The sequence below is a fragment of the Formosa sp. L2A11 genome (assembly GCF_009796865.1).
In the GTDB taxonomy this organism is placed as follows: Bacteria; Bacteroidota; Bacteroidia; order Flavobacteriales; family Flavobacteriaceae; genus Formosa.
In genome coordinates this window covers 2,378,277-2,394,949 of record NZ_CP047028.1, presented here as the reverse complement: position 1 = coordinate 2,394,949, position 16,673 = coordinate 2,378,277, and the positions used below count along the sequence as shown (strand labels likewise).

The 16,673-nt window shown below is 32.2% G+C and carries 10 protein-coding genes and 2 tRNA genes; 3 read left to right on the top strand and 9 right to left on the bottom strand.

Annotated elements, in window-relative coordinates; translation table 11 throughout:
* The first annotated feature begins 59 nt into the window (after positions 1–59).
* Positions 60–1,076, top strand: coding sequence for a phosphotransferase (locus tag GQR95_RS10350; RefSeq protein WP_233265906.1), 1,017 nt, complete (start codon positions 60–62; stop codon positions 1,074–1,076).
* A 2-nt stretch (positions 1,077–1,078) separates the two neighbouring features.
* Positions 1,079–2,041, top strand: a complete 963-nt coding sequence (locus tag GQR95_RS10345) for a nucleoside hydrolase (RefSeq protein ID WP_159023092.1) — start codon at positions 1,079–1,081, stop codon at positions 2,039–2,041.
* A 114-nt stretch (positions 2,042–2,155) separates the two neighbouring features.
* Here GQR95_RS10345 and GQR95_RS10340 read toward each other — a convergent pair whose 3' ends face one another.
* The 9 genes from GQR95_RS10340 to GQR95_RS10300 all read right to left on the bottom strand — a co-directional run bounded on the left by GQR95_RS10340 (position 2,156) and on the right by GQR95_RS10300 (position 15,350).
* Complete coding sequence (locus tag GQR95_RS10340; RefSeq protein ID WP_159023091.1) at positions 2,156–4,234, bottom strand: glycoside hydrolase domain-containing protein; 2,079 nt, start codon at positions 4,232–4,234, stop codon at positions 2,156–2,158.
* 5 nt (positions 4,235–4,239) lie between these two features.
* Complete coding sequence (locus GQR95_RS10335; RefSeq protein ID WP_159023090.1) at positions 4,240–5,484, bottom strand: YdcF family protein; 1,245 nt, start codon at positions 5,482–5,484, stop codon at positions 4,240–4,242.
* Between the two features lie 57 nt (positions 5,485–5,541).
* Complete coding sequence (locus GQR95_RS10330; RefSeq protein ID WP_159023089.1) at positions 5,542–7,209, bottom strand: RagB/SusD family nutrient uptake outer membrane protein; 1,668 nt, start codon at positions 7,207–7,209, stop codon at positions 5,542–5,544.
* 12 nt (positions 7,210–7,221) lie between these two features.
* The gene (locus tag GQR95_RS10325) at positions 7,222–10,599 is read right to left on the bottom strand and encodes a TonB-dependent receptor (RefSeq protein ID WP_159023088.1); all 3,378 of its coding nucleotides are present in this window, start codon (positions 10,597–10,599) and stop codon (positions 7,222–7,224) included.
* Positions 10,600–10,632: 33 nt separating this feature from the next.
* Entirely contained in the window at positions 10,633–11,229 is a 597-nt protein-coding gene (locus GQR95_RS10320) for an RNA polymerase sigma factor (protein WP_159023087.1), read from the bottom strand.
* Positions 11,219–12,181 (bottom strand): FecR family protein, encoded by a 963-nt coding sequence (locus tag GQR95_RS10315; protein ID WP_159023086.1) that lies wholly within the window; start codon positions 12,179–12,181, stop codon positions 11,219–11,221. The genes GQR95_RS10320 and GQR95_RS10315 overlap by 11 nt, the downstream gene beginning before the upstream one ends.
* An 819-nt stretch (positions 12,182–13,000) precedes the next feature.
* Positions 13,001–13,075 (bottom strand) — tRNA-Pro (locus GQR95_RS10310).
* A gap of 51 nt (positions 13,076–13,126) precedes the next feature.
* Positions 13,127–13,210: transfer RNA gene (locus GQR95_RS10305), tRNA-Ser, on the bottom strand.
* An 88-nt stretch (positions 13,211–13,298) separates the two neighbouring features.
* Positions 13,299–15,350 (bottom strand): HD family phosphohydrolase, encoded by a 2,052-nt coding sequence (locus GQR95_RS10300; RefSeq protein WP_159023085.1) that lies wholly within the window; start codon positions 15,348–15,350, stop codon positions 13,299–13,301.
* A gap of 126 nt (positions 15,351–15,476) precedes the next feature.
* Here GQR95_RS10300 and GQR95_RS10295 point away from each other — a divergent pair, with 126 nt between their 5' ends.
* Positions 15,477–16,655 carry an acetyl-CoA C-acyltransferase gene (locus GQR95_RS10295; protein WP_159023084.1) on the top strand — a complete coding sequence of 393 codons (1,179 nt, stop codon included), beginning with the start codon at positions 15,477–15,479 and terminating at the stop codon, positions 16,653–16,655.
* The last annotated feature ends 18 nt before the right edge of the window (positions 16,656–16,673 follow it).

Genomic DNA, 16,673 nt, shown 5'->3' with positions numbered 1-16,673 from the left:
TAAATTACAAAGAAGAAACGTAATAAAGCACGTCATTAACAAGTCCATAAATTTGGAATATGATACTTACGAAACAAAAAACAATTATGTTTATATTAAATGCTAATGAGCCTAATGAATTGGCATATTACTTAAAAAAAAATGAATGGATATCTGATAACGATGCCATTACATTGTTATCTGTAGCCGGACAAGGAAACATGAATTATGTATTGCGAGTAACAACTATGCAAGGTTCTTTTATTATAAAACAGTCTCGTGCTTACGTTGAAAAATATCCTCAAATTGCAGCTCCTGAAAAACGCGTACTTACTGAAGCTGCTTTCTATAAAAAAATTAGCACAGAGAAAACCATCCAGAAAAGAATGCCTAAACTATTAGGTTTAGATACTTTAAATAACATTATGATTTTAGAGGATTTAGGACAGGCTAACGATTTTAATGTATTATATAATCTGGAGCAGAATATTACAGAAGAAGAAATTAGCGTATTAGTAAGTTATTTAAATGTATTACATCAAAATTTTAAAAAACCTACAATTGATGATGAATTGGCTAATTTGGAGATGCGTAAATTAAACTACGAACACATTTTTCATTATCCTTTTTTAGAAGACAATGGGTTTAATTTAGACACAATACAGGACGGTTTACAAACACTTGCTTTAATTTATAAAAAAGATGCTATTCTGAAGCAAAAAATAGAACTTTTAGGCACTGCTTACATGACTAAAGGAAACTACTTATTACATGGCGATTATTATCCTGCAAGTTGGTTACACACAGCAGATGGAATTAAAATTATAGATCCTGAATTTTGTTATTATGGCTTAAGAGAATTTGATTTGGGTGTATTTATAGCACATTTATATTTATCTAATCAAGATGAAAACACAATAGATAAAGTAAAAAAATATTATAACGATTATCAAGAATTAAATAGTGCTATATTAAATGGTTTTATAGGTGTTGAAATTATGCGTCGCTTAATAGGACTCGCACAATTACCTTTAAAATCGGACTTAAAAGACAAAGAAAGACTTTTAAAATTAGCATATCAATTAATAACAAACTAGAGATGAAAACATATACATTAATTTTAATTTTACTAATTAGTAACGGTATTAGGGCACAAACTAAGGTTTGGTTTGATACCGATATTATGATTGGAATGCCAGATAATCGCGCCCGTGAGGTAGACGATGGAATTACACTTATAATGGCATTAAAACAACCTGAAATTGAAATTGTAGGCATAAGCAACATTACATACGTAGATTATGGTTACGATGTGATTAATAAAATTTTAAACTGGCACAATAAAGGTGAAGTAATCCCTGTGTACAAAGGCTCGAATTTAGCTAATGATACGGGAATAGAAAACGATGCGACTAGAGCGTTATACAAAGCCTTAAAAAAAGAAAAACTGACTATTTTGGCTCTCGGACCAATGACTAATATTGCTACATTAGTTCAGAATCATCCAGATATTATTCCGCAAATAGAACGCGTAGTTATTTGTGCTGCTAGAACACCCGATTTAACTTTTAATCCAGGACATGGAAAACTTAATCTTTTTGATTACAATTACGAGTTCGACACCCAATCTATGGATGTTTTATTAAACACAGCTGTTCCTTTAGAATTTGCAGGATACGAGCCTAGTTCTTATACCTTTATTGGCAACATAGATTTAGCAAGTTTAGACATGACAAACGAAGCAGATAAATGGTTATTTGATATTGTTCAGCCTTGGATGGAGTTTAATGAAAAACTGTTTGGAATTCGTGGTTTTATCCCTTTTGATTGTTCTACATTAGGAATAGTCACTCACCCTGAGTATTTCACATATTATGAAGACATCCCTATTAAAGTCACTTACAAAAAGAATGATGCCTTAGTGGTTCAGCCAGATACACCTTCTAAAAAATTCTTAGAAGTCTCTTATGATTTCAAGACTAAAAAGAAAGTAAAATATGCCCGAAGAGCTTTATTAGGCTTTGAAGAAAAGATTTTAGAAACATTAAGTGCGACAAGATAGTCGCACTTTTTTTTTATTAGAAATAAATCATTTCAGTTTTCACAACTTCTAGCTTAAAACAGCACAAACATTAATTGAGCTAATTATTCTTGATTAATCTATTTTTAATAGAAATTACTTATCTACACATGAAATCCATTGATTTCTAATTCCAAAATTTTTATTGGGTTCAGCCCCTGTTTCTATAATAATCTCGCCACCTTGTGTCAGTTCCTTTTGAGTTAACCAATTTCTATCTAATTCTTTTCCATTAAAGGTAACGGATTGAATATAAAAATAATCCTTGTTATAGTTTTTTACTTCTATACTTAGAAATTTACCATCTCCCATATCCACTTTAACAGATTTAAATATTGGAGCTGTTACATAATAAATAGGATCACCAACATTTGCAGGAGAAAGCCCAATGCTTCTCATTACAAACCAAGAAGATAACGTTCCGGCATCGTCATCCATAGTCCGTAAATACGCTTTAGGCTTATTATTATATATTGTACCAATATAAGGATCTACCCCTTTACTATTATCATTAAAGTAAGTTTGCACAACCGTATCTAACATAATATTTCTAAAAAGCTTCTGTGATTTCCAAGGTTGTTTTGTTGCATTATAAAGACCAGGAACTTGTAAATCTGGCTGATTGGCATGATTATAATTATAATCGTCAAAAAACTGGTCTAGCTGTTTTAAAAATACGTCTTCTCCTCCTACTAATGATTTTAGCCCACTAACATCAAACGGAACAAACCATCTATATTGCCAGATTGTACCTTGATACAGACCACGTGCTTGCATTTTATCAACATCGTCTTTAGATAAATCTGCAAAATCTTTTTTCCAATAGGCTTTATATTCTAAAGCTTTGTTTGTAAACGTTTTACTTAATACCGTATCTCCTGTTATTTTTAATATTTCTGCCATAGCCCAAGTATCGTAAGAAGACTCCAAAGCTTTATCTGGCGAACTATAATCAAGGTGTTCGACTTCATTAAGTAATGCATCTTTTATAGCTTCAAAATTAATATCACACCCTTTTTTATACGCATCTAAAAGCACAACAATGGCATGCTCCGTTCTCACTGTAGGAGAAGGCTCGTGCATGGTTGCCCAACTTTTTTTTCCGTAGGGATACAAATTAGCTATAGATTTTGCTATTGGCTCGAATTTATCCTGATAAAGCAATGACAACATGGGTAACTGTTCTCTATAATTATCCCAAATTGCCCAACCGTTATACACAGGAAAATCTGATTTTTGTTTAGATCCATCTATAGCACGATAAGTACCATCTTTCTCTGAAATAAGGTAAGGCGCTTGGAGACCTCTATAAAGTAATGAATAAAAAAGAGCTTCTCGTGCTTTCTCTCCCTTTACCTCTACACGAGAAAGTAATTGATTCCAGTTATTTTTAGTTTTTTCTTTTACATCTTGAAGCGTTGGAGGTGTCTTTTCTATTTTCTGTATTGCATAATCTTCATTTACTGAAGAAAACCCGACACGAACTTCCATAGGCTTTATCCTATTTTTACGCAACGCTAACAAACCATGATTTCCGCTAGATTTAATTTCTGAAACATTGCTAATTTGAAGCGCATAATAAATACGATACACTCCAACACTACACGTAGTTTTTGTATCGATATACCCCGTAATTACATTATCTTTTATAACATGAGTTTCTGATACAAATCGGTCATCAAAAGCAAATGATAAATCAATCCATAAGCTGCTTTTTTCATTTGGAAAGGCATATTCATGGATACCAACATTTGTATCTACTGTCATTGCAGCCGAGATGCCATTATCGAAAGACACGCTATAAAATCCCGAAGAAGCTTTTTCCTTCTTTTTAGATAGACATGTCGTTTTATCTTCTCCTAAAATTGGTTTTATAAGAATATTTCCTCCACTTCCTTTGCAACCTACACCTTCTATTCGTGTATGTGTAAAGCCTTCAAATTCTTTTGCATAATAATCGTAACCCGTATGAATATGTGGTCGTGTTTGTGGACCAATACTCATCATATTAAAAGGAGAAGACGCCGCTGGCGATAATTGCCCATGATCTCCAGAAGTACCTAGAAACACATTCACCATATCTGCCGGACTGCTTGAGGCATTAATATTTGCTTGAGCAGTTGCTTTACTTATCGTTAAGACAAGTACTAAAATTACAAAAAAGGATCTACACATAAATTCTAAGGATCTAGAGGTTCTAAAGGGTTTTGCTGAAGAGATTCTATTCTTGGCAGAAACTCTAAAGTCGTTTTATTTAAACGTTTTTTAATAACAGCAGGTTGATATCCCAATTCTTCTAAACAACGTTTAACAAACAACTCACTACCTACATATTCACTATGAAAATTATTAGTAACAACTAAAGAAAGACGATCCATTGGTACGTTATACGCTGCTAAAAGCCTACTCGCATTTCTTAAATTTGTAGTGGTGTGTCTTGCATAAGGTTCTATAATAATTTGATCTTCTGGAATATTATATTCCTCTATTAATTCTTTTTTCATTTCTATAGCTTCAGCAAATGCAGCTCTATAAGGATGTGCATGACCTCCGGATACCATAATAAGAGGAACCTGTCCTGATAGAAATTTCTCTGCTCCCAATCTAATATTCAATTTTCCTAAAGCAGAAAGTCTATCTCTGTAATTTTCAGGACCATTTCCTAAAACCAAAACAGAAGTGTACTTATACTTATTAAAATCTATACTATAAATTTTCTCTTTAACTTTTTTATTTTCAAGTTCTGCTAATGGTTCATATCTAACAGCTTCATCTCTATGATTTAAATACAAAAGCGATAATGCAAAATTTGTAGATTCAGAATAAAAAGCTTCTACGTTCATTGAAGACATGTGTTGACTCCAAACATATAATGTCTGTTTATAATATACACTATTCACATTATAAGAAATAGAATCGATTGACGCGTATTGAGGTGACTCACCTTGTCCATAAACTTTTAGAACATGATTTACGCCTCGAGCACATGATTCCCATGCTTGGGATAATAATTTTTGATCTCCTTTATCGTCATATAAATTATACGCTCCGGAGGTTCTTATTTCCGACTTCACAAAATCTCTTAACACATTCGAAGTGCCATACAATGCTTCTAAACGTGTACTTATTTTAGTGATTTCAGAATCAGAAAAAAGATAAGATCCCACTAGCTTATTCGCATTTACTTGTTGTGGTTCACCTGAAGCTGATGCTAAAATTGCGGCATGTTTATTTTTTGAAATGTCTTTTAAAACCTCATCCGTTTCAAAAAGATTTTTTACAGCTTGATTTTTATTAATTGCATCTAACAAGTAATAATTTTTATTCGCTAAGGTTTCATAAACTTTAGGATTGGTGTTTTTTAAAGCCTGACCATAACTTATTACCGTTAGTAATAAGCATAATACTATGATATATTTTCTCATGTCTTATAAAATAAAAAGCAGAGGCATTATAATACCTCTGCTGAATTAAAAAGTTAATTAGTACCCAGCATTTTGAGTAACCAAGCCATCTTCTACGCCATCTATATAGGCTTGAGGAATTGGCCAATATTCATTTTTACCATTTTGAAACGCTGCATTAGACAAATGTGTTCTTCTCGTTTTCTCTACCTGAAGATAATCTGAAATTACATTGTTTGCTTCTCCCCAACGTACTAAGTTAAAAAATCGGTGTCCCTCTAAAGCTAATTCTAATCGAGACTCTAAACGCACAGCGTCTCTAGCTTCATCCTGATTACTCCACACATTAGCATATAAATCAATTTTATAGTTTGCTGCGTCGTTACTACCATCTAATGTTTGCACATAAATTGAGTTTTTAGCTCTATCTCTAATTTGGTTAACTAGTGTACGAGCTTCTTCTAATTGCCCAATCTCTACAGCAGCTTCTGCTCTCCATAATAATACTTCTCCATATCTTATAATGTAATAATCTAAAGCACTTACATAAGGCCATACTGTAACGAAATAAGCTGAGTTTGCAGAAACAATTCGTTTCTTAGGACTAAATTCTCCATACGTTGCTAAATCTCTTGCCCAACTTGAATCATACAGAATACCAAGATCTTTATAAGGAATTCCAGGTCTACCAATAGTGACATCTAATCTAGGATCTACAAGATCGGTATCTGTTAGGTTTTCATTGCTATTTGCAGGCACACCTTCTGCTGTTACTTTAAAAGCATTTACTAAATTCTGTGATGGCCTATGAAACCCGTATTGCGAATAAAAAGGACCTCCTGGAGCTAATAATCGATCTCCAATACTTCCATTATAATTATCTGCTTGACCATCATTTACTGAATGCTGTACTGCAAAAATAATTTCCTTGTTATTATCGTTTTCTGGTAAGAATAATTCTTGAAAATCGTCCATTAAACCATAACTACTGTTTACAACCTCTGTTGTAGCATCAAAAGCCAATTGCCATTTTTCTTGAAACAAATAGGTTTTAGCTAAGTATGCTTTTGCAGCAATTCTTGTAGGTCTTCCTGCTTCGGATTGAGTGGTTGGTAATACATTGTAAGCGGCTTGAAAATCGGATTCTATTTTCTCCCATAATTCATCTGATGTAAATTCTGTATTAGATTTAGCATAGTCATTAACTGTTTCTGCAGTTTCATCTATATAAGGGATATGATTATAAATCTTTTTCAATTCGAAATAAAAATGTCCGCGTAAAAATTGTAATTCGGCTATTCTTTGAGTTTTCAAATCATCATCAAAACCTTCAGAAGCATCAAGTAAACGCATCGCTTCATTAGTTCTTTTAACACCTTCATACAAGGCCATCCACTTACGTTCAACATCAATAGTAGTAGGTAATGTATTGAAGATTTCCATTTGATGAATATTATTCTGATCTCCAGTACCTCCACCTCCTTTGTAGGCATCGTCTGAAACTACATCTCCAAAACTCCAGTTAGAAGCAGGAGAATTATAGGCATTACTAGCATCATCAAACTGGCCATTTAATACACTATAAGCAGAAATTATTGCCAGTTCTACATTCTCTGGAGTACTCATTTCTGATGGAGAAACTTCTCCGTATGTTACTTCATTTAAATAATCGTCTGAACACGAAGTAATACTTAATATGGCTGTAAAAGCAACCATAATCTTTGTAAAATATATTTTAAATTTCATCGCTAAGTAATTTTAAAAATTAAGGTTAAATCCTAATATAAACGTTCTAGAAGGAGGATAAATTCCTCTATCTACACCAATATCTAAGTTTCTGCTACTGCTTGAATAATTTTGAAGTCCAATTTCTGGTGTCATCCCGCTGTAATCTGTAATTGTAAATACATTACTAGCTTGAGCATATATTCTTAATCCTAAATTATTTAAAATCTCTGCAGGTAATGTGTAACCAATTTGCAAATTATTTAATTTTAAATAAGATCCATCTTCAACATAATAAGATGAAGGTCTGATGTTATTATTTGGATCGTCTAAACTTAATCTTGGAATATTTGAATTAGGATTATCTGTACTCCAAGCTCCTAATAAGGCAGAATCTTTGTTATATGCCGATTGGTTAAAGAAATACGTTTTATATTTTGTTAGATTATAAATATCATTACCAATACTTGCATTAAAAAACATACCTAAATCGAAATTCTTATAATTTAAATTTATATTTAAACCGATAACAACATCTGGATGCGGAGAACCTATAAAAGTTCTATCTTGATCATCAATCACACCGTCTTCGTTTACGTCTGCAAATTTAAGATCTCCTGCTTGTGCGTCTGGTTGTAAACCGTAATCATCTACTTCTGCCTGACTTCTAAATAAGCCTTCTGATTGATACCCATAAAAAGATGCTATAGACTCTCCAACTGCACTTCTAGACACTTCCTGATCGAAATTTACACTATGTAAAGAAGAACTTGGAATCCCTAAATAAGCGACATTATGAAGCTCTGTTAACTCATTTTTATAACCAGATATATTTAAACCTATGTCGTAACCAAAATCATTACTTTTATCGCTATATCTTAAGTTAAGCTCGTATCCTTTATTTTCCATAACACCATCATTAATCCACTGTCCATCATTTGTACCACCATACGTTAATGGAACAGAATTATAAACAAGAATATCGTTTGTAACCTTCTTATAAACCTCGGCTGTTATGTTTAATTTATTACTAAAAAAACCTAAATCGACACCTACCGATGTTTGTGTTGTCGTTTCCCAGTTTAAATCTGAATTAGAAATTCTAGTTTGCGTAAGCCCAGTAGATACAGAATTCTGACCACCGTCTATAGCATAATCACTATTACTACTATTATTTGTATAACTATCTACAGTAGAATAAGAAGGCACTTCTTGATTACCTGTTTGCCCCCAACTCGCTCTAAGCATCATACTTGTAAAAGTAGTTCCGAAATCGAAAAAATCTTCTTTATCTAATCTCCAACCTGCTGAAAACGCAGGAAATGTTCCCCAGTTATTATTTGCTAAACGCGATGTACCATCTCTTCTTACTGTTGCTGTTACAAGATATTTTTCATCAAAATTATATCGCATTCTTCCAAAATAAGAGTTTAACTTCCATTCACTTGCACTACCAGAATTTAACTGATTATCTGTTCCATAACTTAAATACCAAAAATTAGGATCTTCATATAAAAAATCTTGTCTAGACGCAGAGAACGATTCTGAATAATATTCAATGGCTTCTTGACCCAGTAATATATCTAAATTATGATGTCCGATAGATTTATTATAATTTACTGTATTTGTATATGTAAACTGGTGATTAAAACTATTTGAAGTACTTAAACTGTTTATTGTATTTTGAGAAAGAATCTCATCATAGACAGGAGAAAAGCCTCTATAATTATAACTGTTATAATCTAAACCAAAAGAAGATTTAAATGTAAAGTCTCCAAAATTAAGAGCGGCATAAACATTACCAAAAGCACGAACATTCTTATCTTTATTATCTTTTGATCTATAAAGACTAGCAAGTGGATTTACAACATCATTAACTGGGTTACCTCCAAATTCTCCATTTATATCTCTTACAGGTACTATTGAAGGAAATTGAAAGGCATCATAAATAATACTTCCTAAAGCACTATTTGTACCTGCAGAAACATCTTCTGTATAAGATCCCGTGAAATTCTCTCCTACAGATAACCAATCTGTAATATTATAATTTGAATTAAAACGCGCTGAATATCTTGTAAATCCGGTATATTTCACAACACCTTCTTGATCGTAATATCCTAAAGAAAAGGAATGTTGACCTTTTTCTGACCCCTTCTGAATAGAAAGATTATAATTTTGAACAAAAGCAGGTTGCATAATTTCTTGTACCCAATCTACATCACTACTAGGTAAGGTTTCTTCACTATTTAACCATGTAGGAATTACTGCTTGATTTGGATTATCTCCATAAATATCATGTGATGGTGTTTGCCCATCATTTTGGTATGCTTGCCATAATAAATCTCCATACTGTTGTGCATTTAACATTCTTGGTAAATTAATAGCTGTCTGAATTCCTGCGTAACCATCAAAATTCACTTCAAAAGAATCTTTATTTGTTCCTTTTTTAGTTGTAATTACGATAACTCCGTTTGCTGCACGAGAACCATAAATAGAAGAAGAGGCAGCATCTTTAAGTACTTGTATGCTTTCTATATCTTGAGGATTAATACTATTTAATCCATTAGACGTTGGCACACCATCAATAACAACTAAGGGATCGTTATTATTAATCGTACTAAAACCTCTTACACGAATAGATGTTCCTCCACCAGGACTATTATCACTCATGACCTGAACACCAGGCATTCTACCTTGTAGCATTTCTTCTACGTTAGCTTTTGGTAACGTTTTTATTTCATCTGGATCTACAGAAGAAATAGCTGCAGTTATATTTTCTCGTTTTTCTGTTCCGTATCCTACTACTAATATTTCGTCTAATTGATTTGTATCTTCTTGTAATACAACAGCAATAGTTTTCTTACCTAAAACACTAACATTTTGTCTTTTGTACCCAACATAAGTTACAGATATAGACTTAGTATTAGCTGGGACCGTTAATTTAAAGTTTCCATCATAATCTGTAGATGTACCAATTTTTGTTCCTTCAACAAAAACACTGGCTCCTAGAATAGGTAAACTATTATTATCTTTTACTGTTCCTGAAATTTGTTGTTCCTGCTGATTAGCTCTTTCTGCTTTCTCTTTTACCAAAATGCCATCTACAGAAATTTTAAATTCTAAACTTGTTATTTCTTCAAGCTTAGAAAGTGTCTCTTCTAAATTAGCGTTAACAATATTGATATTAATTTTTTCTTTAAGAAAACCTTGATCTGATCTATAGATAAACAATTTATTAGCTTGAGACTCTATTAATTTAAAGACAGCTTCTATAGTTGAATTTTCAAGGTTTAAATTAATTTTTTCAGCAATTTCGATAGTTTTGAAATTATTCTGATTAGTGTGCTCTGCTTTCATCCCATGTGTAATGGACAGTAAAACCAAAGAGAAAAGTAAAATTTTATTTTTCATTTTAAATTAAGAGTTTATAAGTTGTAACCTATTTTATGTTCTGTTTTTATTTAATTCTTCTAATTCTTTACGAATGTATTTCATCGCTAAAGCAATATGATTCTCTACTGTACGAGGAGATAGACCTACTATTTCTGAAATTTCTTTGTATTTAAATCCATCAATTCTACTGAGTTCAAAAATTCTAAGAGATTTCTTAGGAATCTTATCCATTATAGAAAGCATGACACTTGTATTTAAAATTTCTTCTTCTTTAACTATCATTTCTTCCTCTTTACTTGGAGACAGCAAAACATGTTTACCGTAATTTTCGTCTAGACGATCCATCAGTTTAATTTTAGTTTTTTTTATAAGGTTGTTTTTTGCAATTACATATATATAAGGTTTAGGATTATCAATACTTTTTAGTTGTTTACGTTTGTTCCATAAAAGAATAAATACATCTGCAATTTTTTCTTCTACTATAGCTAGATTAGATTCGTATCTTAAACCAAAATCACAGAGGTTCTCATAATATTTATTAAATAAAGTCTCTAAGGATTTATATTCTCCTTCTGATATTTTATAAAAAAGCTCTTGATCTTGACTTTGATACTGTAATTGTATATTTTCTTTATCTTTAGTTTTCATCTGAAGCTTTTATAGTGAATACTTTATCTTTATATTTTGTCACTTTTACATTTGTTATGTATTCCAAAGTCGAAATAAACTCATCTAAACCCTGATCTTTAAAGGACCCCGTTATTCTTTGCTTTTTTATAGCATCTCCTTCAATTATAAATTCTACACCATAAAATTTATTAATCTTATGTATTGCTTTTGAAAAAGGAAGATTGTCCAAAAACAATATGTCGTCCTTCCATGACAAAGTATTTTCTGGATTATAATTCTTTTTAGAAATCTCGTTTGATTTTATATTCCAAATAAGCTGTTCTTTAGGAAGCAGATTAAATTTATCCTTGGTCTTCTTTAATAAAACATTAACCTTCCCCGTTTCTAAGGAAACAGATTGCTTATCTATAGAAGAAAACACAGAAAAACTTGTTCCAAGAACTTTAACATCAATTTCCTTTGTATGAACAATAAATTCATTCCCATGGTCTTTAACGACTTCAAAAAAAGCTTCTCCGTCTAAAAGGACAGATCTTACATCCGAAAATTTATTATTGTATTTTAAAGTAGATCCTGCGTTTAGAACAACGCTACTACCATCAGGAAGTAAAAAGTGTAATCGCTCACCTTTATCTGCAAATTTAATATTGGTATAACCGGTAGTGTCTGAAAGTAAGATTGCAGATGTCACGGTTAAAAGTAATAACAACAATGCAGCTGCAATGGCATATCGTTTTTTAAAAACAGTCCTTTTCTTTATATTCCCTTCTATTTTTTGTAGACTACTTTCTGAATTTAAGTCGACTATTCTCTTAGGGTATACATCCCATATTTTCTTATAATACTCGTAAGAATGTTTAAGTTCATCATCTATGGAAAATTCTATTTCGAAGACCGAACGATCCTCATTAGACATCTCATTAGTAATATATCTAATACATTTCTTATCCTTTTCCGTAATATTTTTCATTTACCTTAATGCGTTTAATACTAAGAGCACGAAAGTTGGAAAATCCCCTAGTTTCTAATATCAACAAAAGGTAAAATCAAAATATTTTTTCTTAATATTTATTTAATATTTGAAGAAATTCAAAACAAATACAGTGTTAAATCTACATATTCACTAAAAAATAGATTATCATAATTACTCATGCTTTTAAAAAGAAGGAACTATTCTAGACTTTCCTTTAGAAGGAAATACCGTTTATCTTCATGTAGAACTCCAGGACATCTAGATAAAACAACTAGAAATGCTATATACAGAGATTAGAACAGTGTTACAAAGAGATCAAAAACAACTTCTGAATTCGCCCCTTTATTTTTAAATAAATGAACCGTTATTAGAGCTTCTAATTGTAATATTATTACTAGATTTTATAATATTAAAGACAAAACGTACCAAATAAAACATCTAGATTATTTAAATGAATGTAAAGATTAGAAAGAAATAAAATACGCTAAAGATTAGGAGATTTATATTGAGAATATGGCAGAACACTTAGGCATTGACTAAACCACACACTGTAAAAACAAAGAGCAGAAAGAGAACACTTGAAATGATTTTATATCGAACTAATGTAGAATCTATTTTAAAGCACAGTTTAGAGGTGTAAAAAATATAGAATTCTTCCAGCTTATATTAATTATGCTTTTTGCTTAAACACAACAATTAGGCATCATTAAATTTCAACACCTATTTTATAACCTATAAAGCGTGCATAAGTTTAAACCAGTAGAAAAGGTCTAAAACTAAAAAAAGCCTTACAGAAACTGTAAAGCTTTTTTTTCGTCGGGGTGGCAGGATTCGAACCTGCGGCCTCCACGTCCCAAACGTGGCGCGATAACCGGGCTACGCTACACCCCGAGGTGTATGTTTATCTTTAAATTCCCGATATTAATATCTAAAGACTTATTGCGGAGAGACAGGGACTCGAACCCTGGCGACACTTGCGCGTCGACAGATTAGCAATCTGCTCCATTACCACTCTGGCACCTCTCCTAAAAATAAATATTTCGTTATTTTTGCGATTGCAAATTTAAGCTTTGTTATTAAATACGCAACCTTTTTTTGTCTTTTTTTCTAAAAATTATTCTGGGTATTCTATTCTTAAATGGTAAATGTTTGCTAGCTTGAGTTTTAGCACCTTTTTAATAGATTGAATATCTTTAAAAGTAATATTAGAATTTAAAAATTGCCCCTCGTCCATTTGTTTATCTATAATAGATTCAACAAAAGCATCGATTTTTGTAGAGGTTGGTTCTTTTAAACTTTTAGACGCTGCCTCTACACTATCACACATCATTAAAATGGCTGTTTCTTTACTAAAAGGCTTCGGACCTAAATATCTAAAATCGTCTATATTTACATCGTCTGGATGCGATTTCTTTTCCATCATATAAAAATAATACACCACACTCGTTCCATGATGTGTTCTTATAAAATCGATGACACGATCTGGCAAATTATTTTTCTTCCCTATTTCAATTCCGTTAAGCACATGATCTACAATAATTTTTGCACTTTCTTTAGGCGCTAATTCATCATGCGGATTAATACCGGTAGATTGATTTTCGGTGAAATACGTAGGATTCTTCATCTTACCAATATCATGATACAATGCACCTACTCGCATTAGCATACTGTTTGCTCCAATTTCATTTGCACAAGCTTCTGCTAAATTAGCAACGTTTAAAGAGTGATGAAACGTTCCGGGTGCCTTTTCTGCTAATTCTTTTAATAACTTAGTATTAGTATCTGTAAGTTCCAAAAGAGAGACGTCCGACACCAGTCCAAACATTTTTTCGTAAACATAAATTAGCGGCTGTACAAATAACGTTGCCAATCCACATAGAATAAACATTAAAAAAGTTTCCCATTGTAAATTATCTATACTGCCTTCATGAATTACAAAAAATGCAAAATATGCGATAATATAAATAACCGTGATTTGACCAACAGAAATAAACAAATTGGCACGTTTATAAAGTTCTGAAACCGTTAAAATAGTAACAATTCCAGCTATAATTTGAAGAAACATATACTCGTAACTATTAGGCACAATAGACCCTAATAATAGCATCGTAACCACATGAGTAAACAACCCTAACCTAGCATCGAAAAAGGCTTTTAACACCAACGGAAGTACACAAATAGGAACCACATAAATATAATGCGCATTATAATTTACAACCAACGAGGTTATAAAAACCATAAATAATACGTTAAAAAATATGAAGGTTACCTTGTTATTATTTTCGAAAACATCGCGTCTATACTTTCTTAAAAACAGCAATAACATTAATAAAGCTAAAGACACTAATAGTGTATAAGCAAAAACAATCCAATTATAATTTGAAGCAGTCCAAACCTGAGATTCGTATTCAGATTCTAAAGATTTTAATACCTGGAATTTATCGCCCTCAACGATTTCTCCTTTAGAGATAAGGAGCGTTTCTTTCTCTATACTACCACGCGTGTAAGATATCTTACTTAATTCTTCCTCTAAAGCGCGTTCTGTAAACTCCTTATTATAAGTTAAATTAGGCTGAATAACATCGTAAAAAACAGACAAAAACAATTTTTCGTATCGCTGTAGTTTATGATCAACTAATGTTTTAATTAACTGCGGTTTTATATTCTCTTGCTTTACTAAATTCGAATATTCTGAATTCAGTTTTTCTACCCGATTATCTAATAAAACAACCGTAGTTTTTGCATTAAAATTATAATCTTCGTGAAGCACACCAAAATGATAAAACTCGTTTAAGATTTTTATACCTTCTGTATACAAGGCATTAGAATCTTGTTTTGGAATGGTATCAGGAACCGTTTCTTTAAACGTGATTTTAAAATCTTTGAATACTTGCTGTTTTATACCGCTATCTATATCAAAATAACGGATAGCCGTAGCTGTAATCGCTTGTTTTTCTGTCGTAATTTCTTCATTGCTCTTTTTAATCGCAAAATTAAAAGGTGCATATAAATTTTCTGACTGCCATGGTTTACCCTTCTCAAAGTCGTATTTAAACCGTCCGCTTTTAGGAAACAGATACACGATTAAAAAAGTCGTACAAATAAATAGTAATGCTTTATATAACAAGGTATGATTCCTGTATAGGGTATTTACAAAGTCTTTCATGTATGGAATTAAGTACATCAAAAGTAATAAAAATTAAAGCGTTTTAACAGGTTTATAAGAGAGTAATACTTCTTAATTCCTATTAATTTCATTATTTTCGCGACTATTAAACCTAAAAACATAGTTATGAGTAAAGAAGTCGTTATAGTTTCTGCTGCTAGAACTCCTATCGGAAGTTTTTTAGGTGCGTTGTCAACAATTCCTGCACCAAAATTAGGAGCTATTGCTATTAAAGGTGCTCTAGACAAAATTAATTTAGATGCAAATCTTGTTGATGAAGTTTTTATGGGACAAGTCGTTCAGGCAAATTCTGGACAAGCACCTGCTAAGCAAGCCGCTATTTATGCTGGAATTTCTAGCTCTGTACCTTGTACAACTACTAATAAAGTATGTGCTTCAGGTATGAAAGCAGTTATGAATGCAGCTCAAACTATTGCTTTAGGTCATGCAGAAATTGTAGTTGCTGGTGGTATGGAAAACATGAGCCTTATTCCGCATTATATGGAAGCAAGAACAGGTACCAAATTTGGACCTCTAAATATAATAGACGGACTTCAAAAAGACGGATTAACAGACCCTTACAACGACAAAGCCATGGGCGTTTTTGCAGATGCTTGCGCTACAGAATATAATTTTTATCGAGAAGACCAAGATGCATACACTATACAATCGTATACACGCTCTGCTGCTGCATGGGAAGCCGGAAAGTTTGATAATGAAGTCGTTCCTGTAGAAGTACCTCAACGACGTGGAGAACCTATTATATTTAAAAAAGATGAAGAATTTACCAATGTAAAATTTGATAAAATACCAGCATTACGTCCTGCTTTCTCTAAAGACGGTACCGTAACAGCTGCAAACGCATCTACTATAAACGACGGCGCAGGTGCAGTAATTTTAATGAGTAGAGACAAAGCAGATGCTTTGGGGTTAAAACCTCTAGCAATAATAAAAAGTTATGCAGATGCTTCTCAAGCTCCTGAATTATTTACAACCTCACCAGCTAAGGCTTTACCAAAAGCATTAGACAAAGCAGGACTTAAGTTAGAAGACGTAGATTTCTTTGAATTTAACGAAGCTTTTTCTGTAGTTGGTTTAGCAAATATGAAAATTCTTGGCTTAACAGATAAAAATGTAAATGTTAACGGTGGCGCTGTATCACTAGGTCATCCATTAGGGTGTTCTGGAGTACGAATTATAATTACACTTTTAAATGTTTTAGAACAAAATGATGCAAAAATAGGTGCAGCTGCAATTTGTAATGGCGGTGGCGGTGCTTCATCAATAATTTTAGAACGACTTTAAATCAGAATATTTTTTTTA

Bases quoted from the DNA above. Each gene is read 5' to 3' on its own strand.
- GQR95_RS10315 (WP_159023086.1), bottom strand. From the start codon at position 12,181: ATGAAAAATATTACGGAAAAGGATAAGAAATGTATTAGATATATTACT.
- GQR95_RS10330 (WP_159023089.1), bottom strand. From the start codon at position 7,209: ATGAAATTTAAAATATATTTTACAAAGATTATGGTTGCTTTTACAGCC.
- GQR95_RS10320 (WP_159023087.1), bottom strand. From the start codon at position 11,229: ATGAAAACTAAAGATAAAGAAAATATACAATTACAGTATCAAAGTCAA.
- GQR95_RS10325 (WP_159023088.1), bottom strand. From the start codon at position 10,599: ATGAAAAATAAAATTTTACTTTTCTCTTTGGTTTTACTGTCCATTACA.
- GQR95_RS10335 (WP_159023090.1), bottom strand. From the start codon at position 5,484: ATGAGAAAATATATCATAGTATTATGCTTATTACTAACGGTAATAAGT.
- GQR95_RS10300 (WP_159023085.1), bottom strand. From the start codon at position 15,350: ATGAAAGACTTTGTAAATACCCTATACAGGAATCATACCTTGTTATAT.
- GQR95_RS10350 (WP_233265906.1), top strand. From the start codon at position 60: ATGATACTTACGAAACAAAAAACAATTATGTTTATATTAAATGCTAAT.
- GQR95_RS10340 (WP_159023091.1), bottom strand. From the start codon at position 4,234: ATGTGTAGATCCTTTTTTGTAATTTTAGTACTTGTCTTAACGATAAGT.
- GQR95_RS10345 (WP_159023092.1), top strand. From the start codon at position 1,079: ATGAAAACATATACATTAATTTTAATTTTACTAATTAGTAACGGTATT.
- GQR95_RS10295 (WP_159023084.1), top strand. From the start codon at position 15,477: ATGAGTAAAGAAGTCGTTATAGTTTCTGCTGCTAGAACTCCTATCGGA.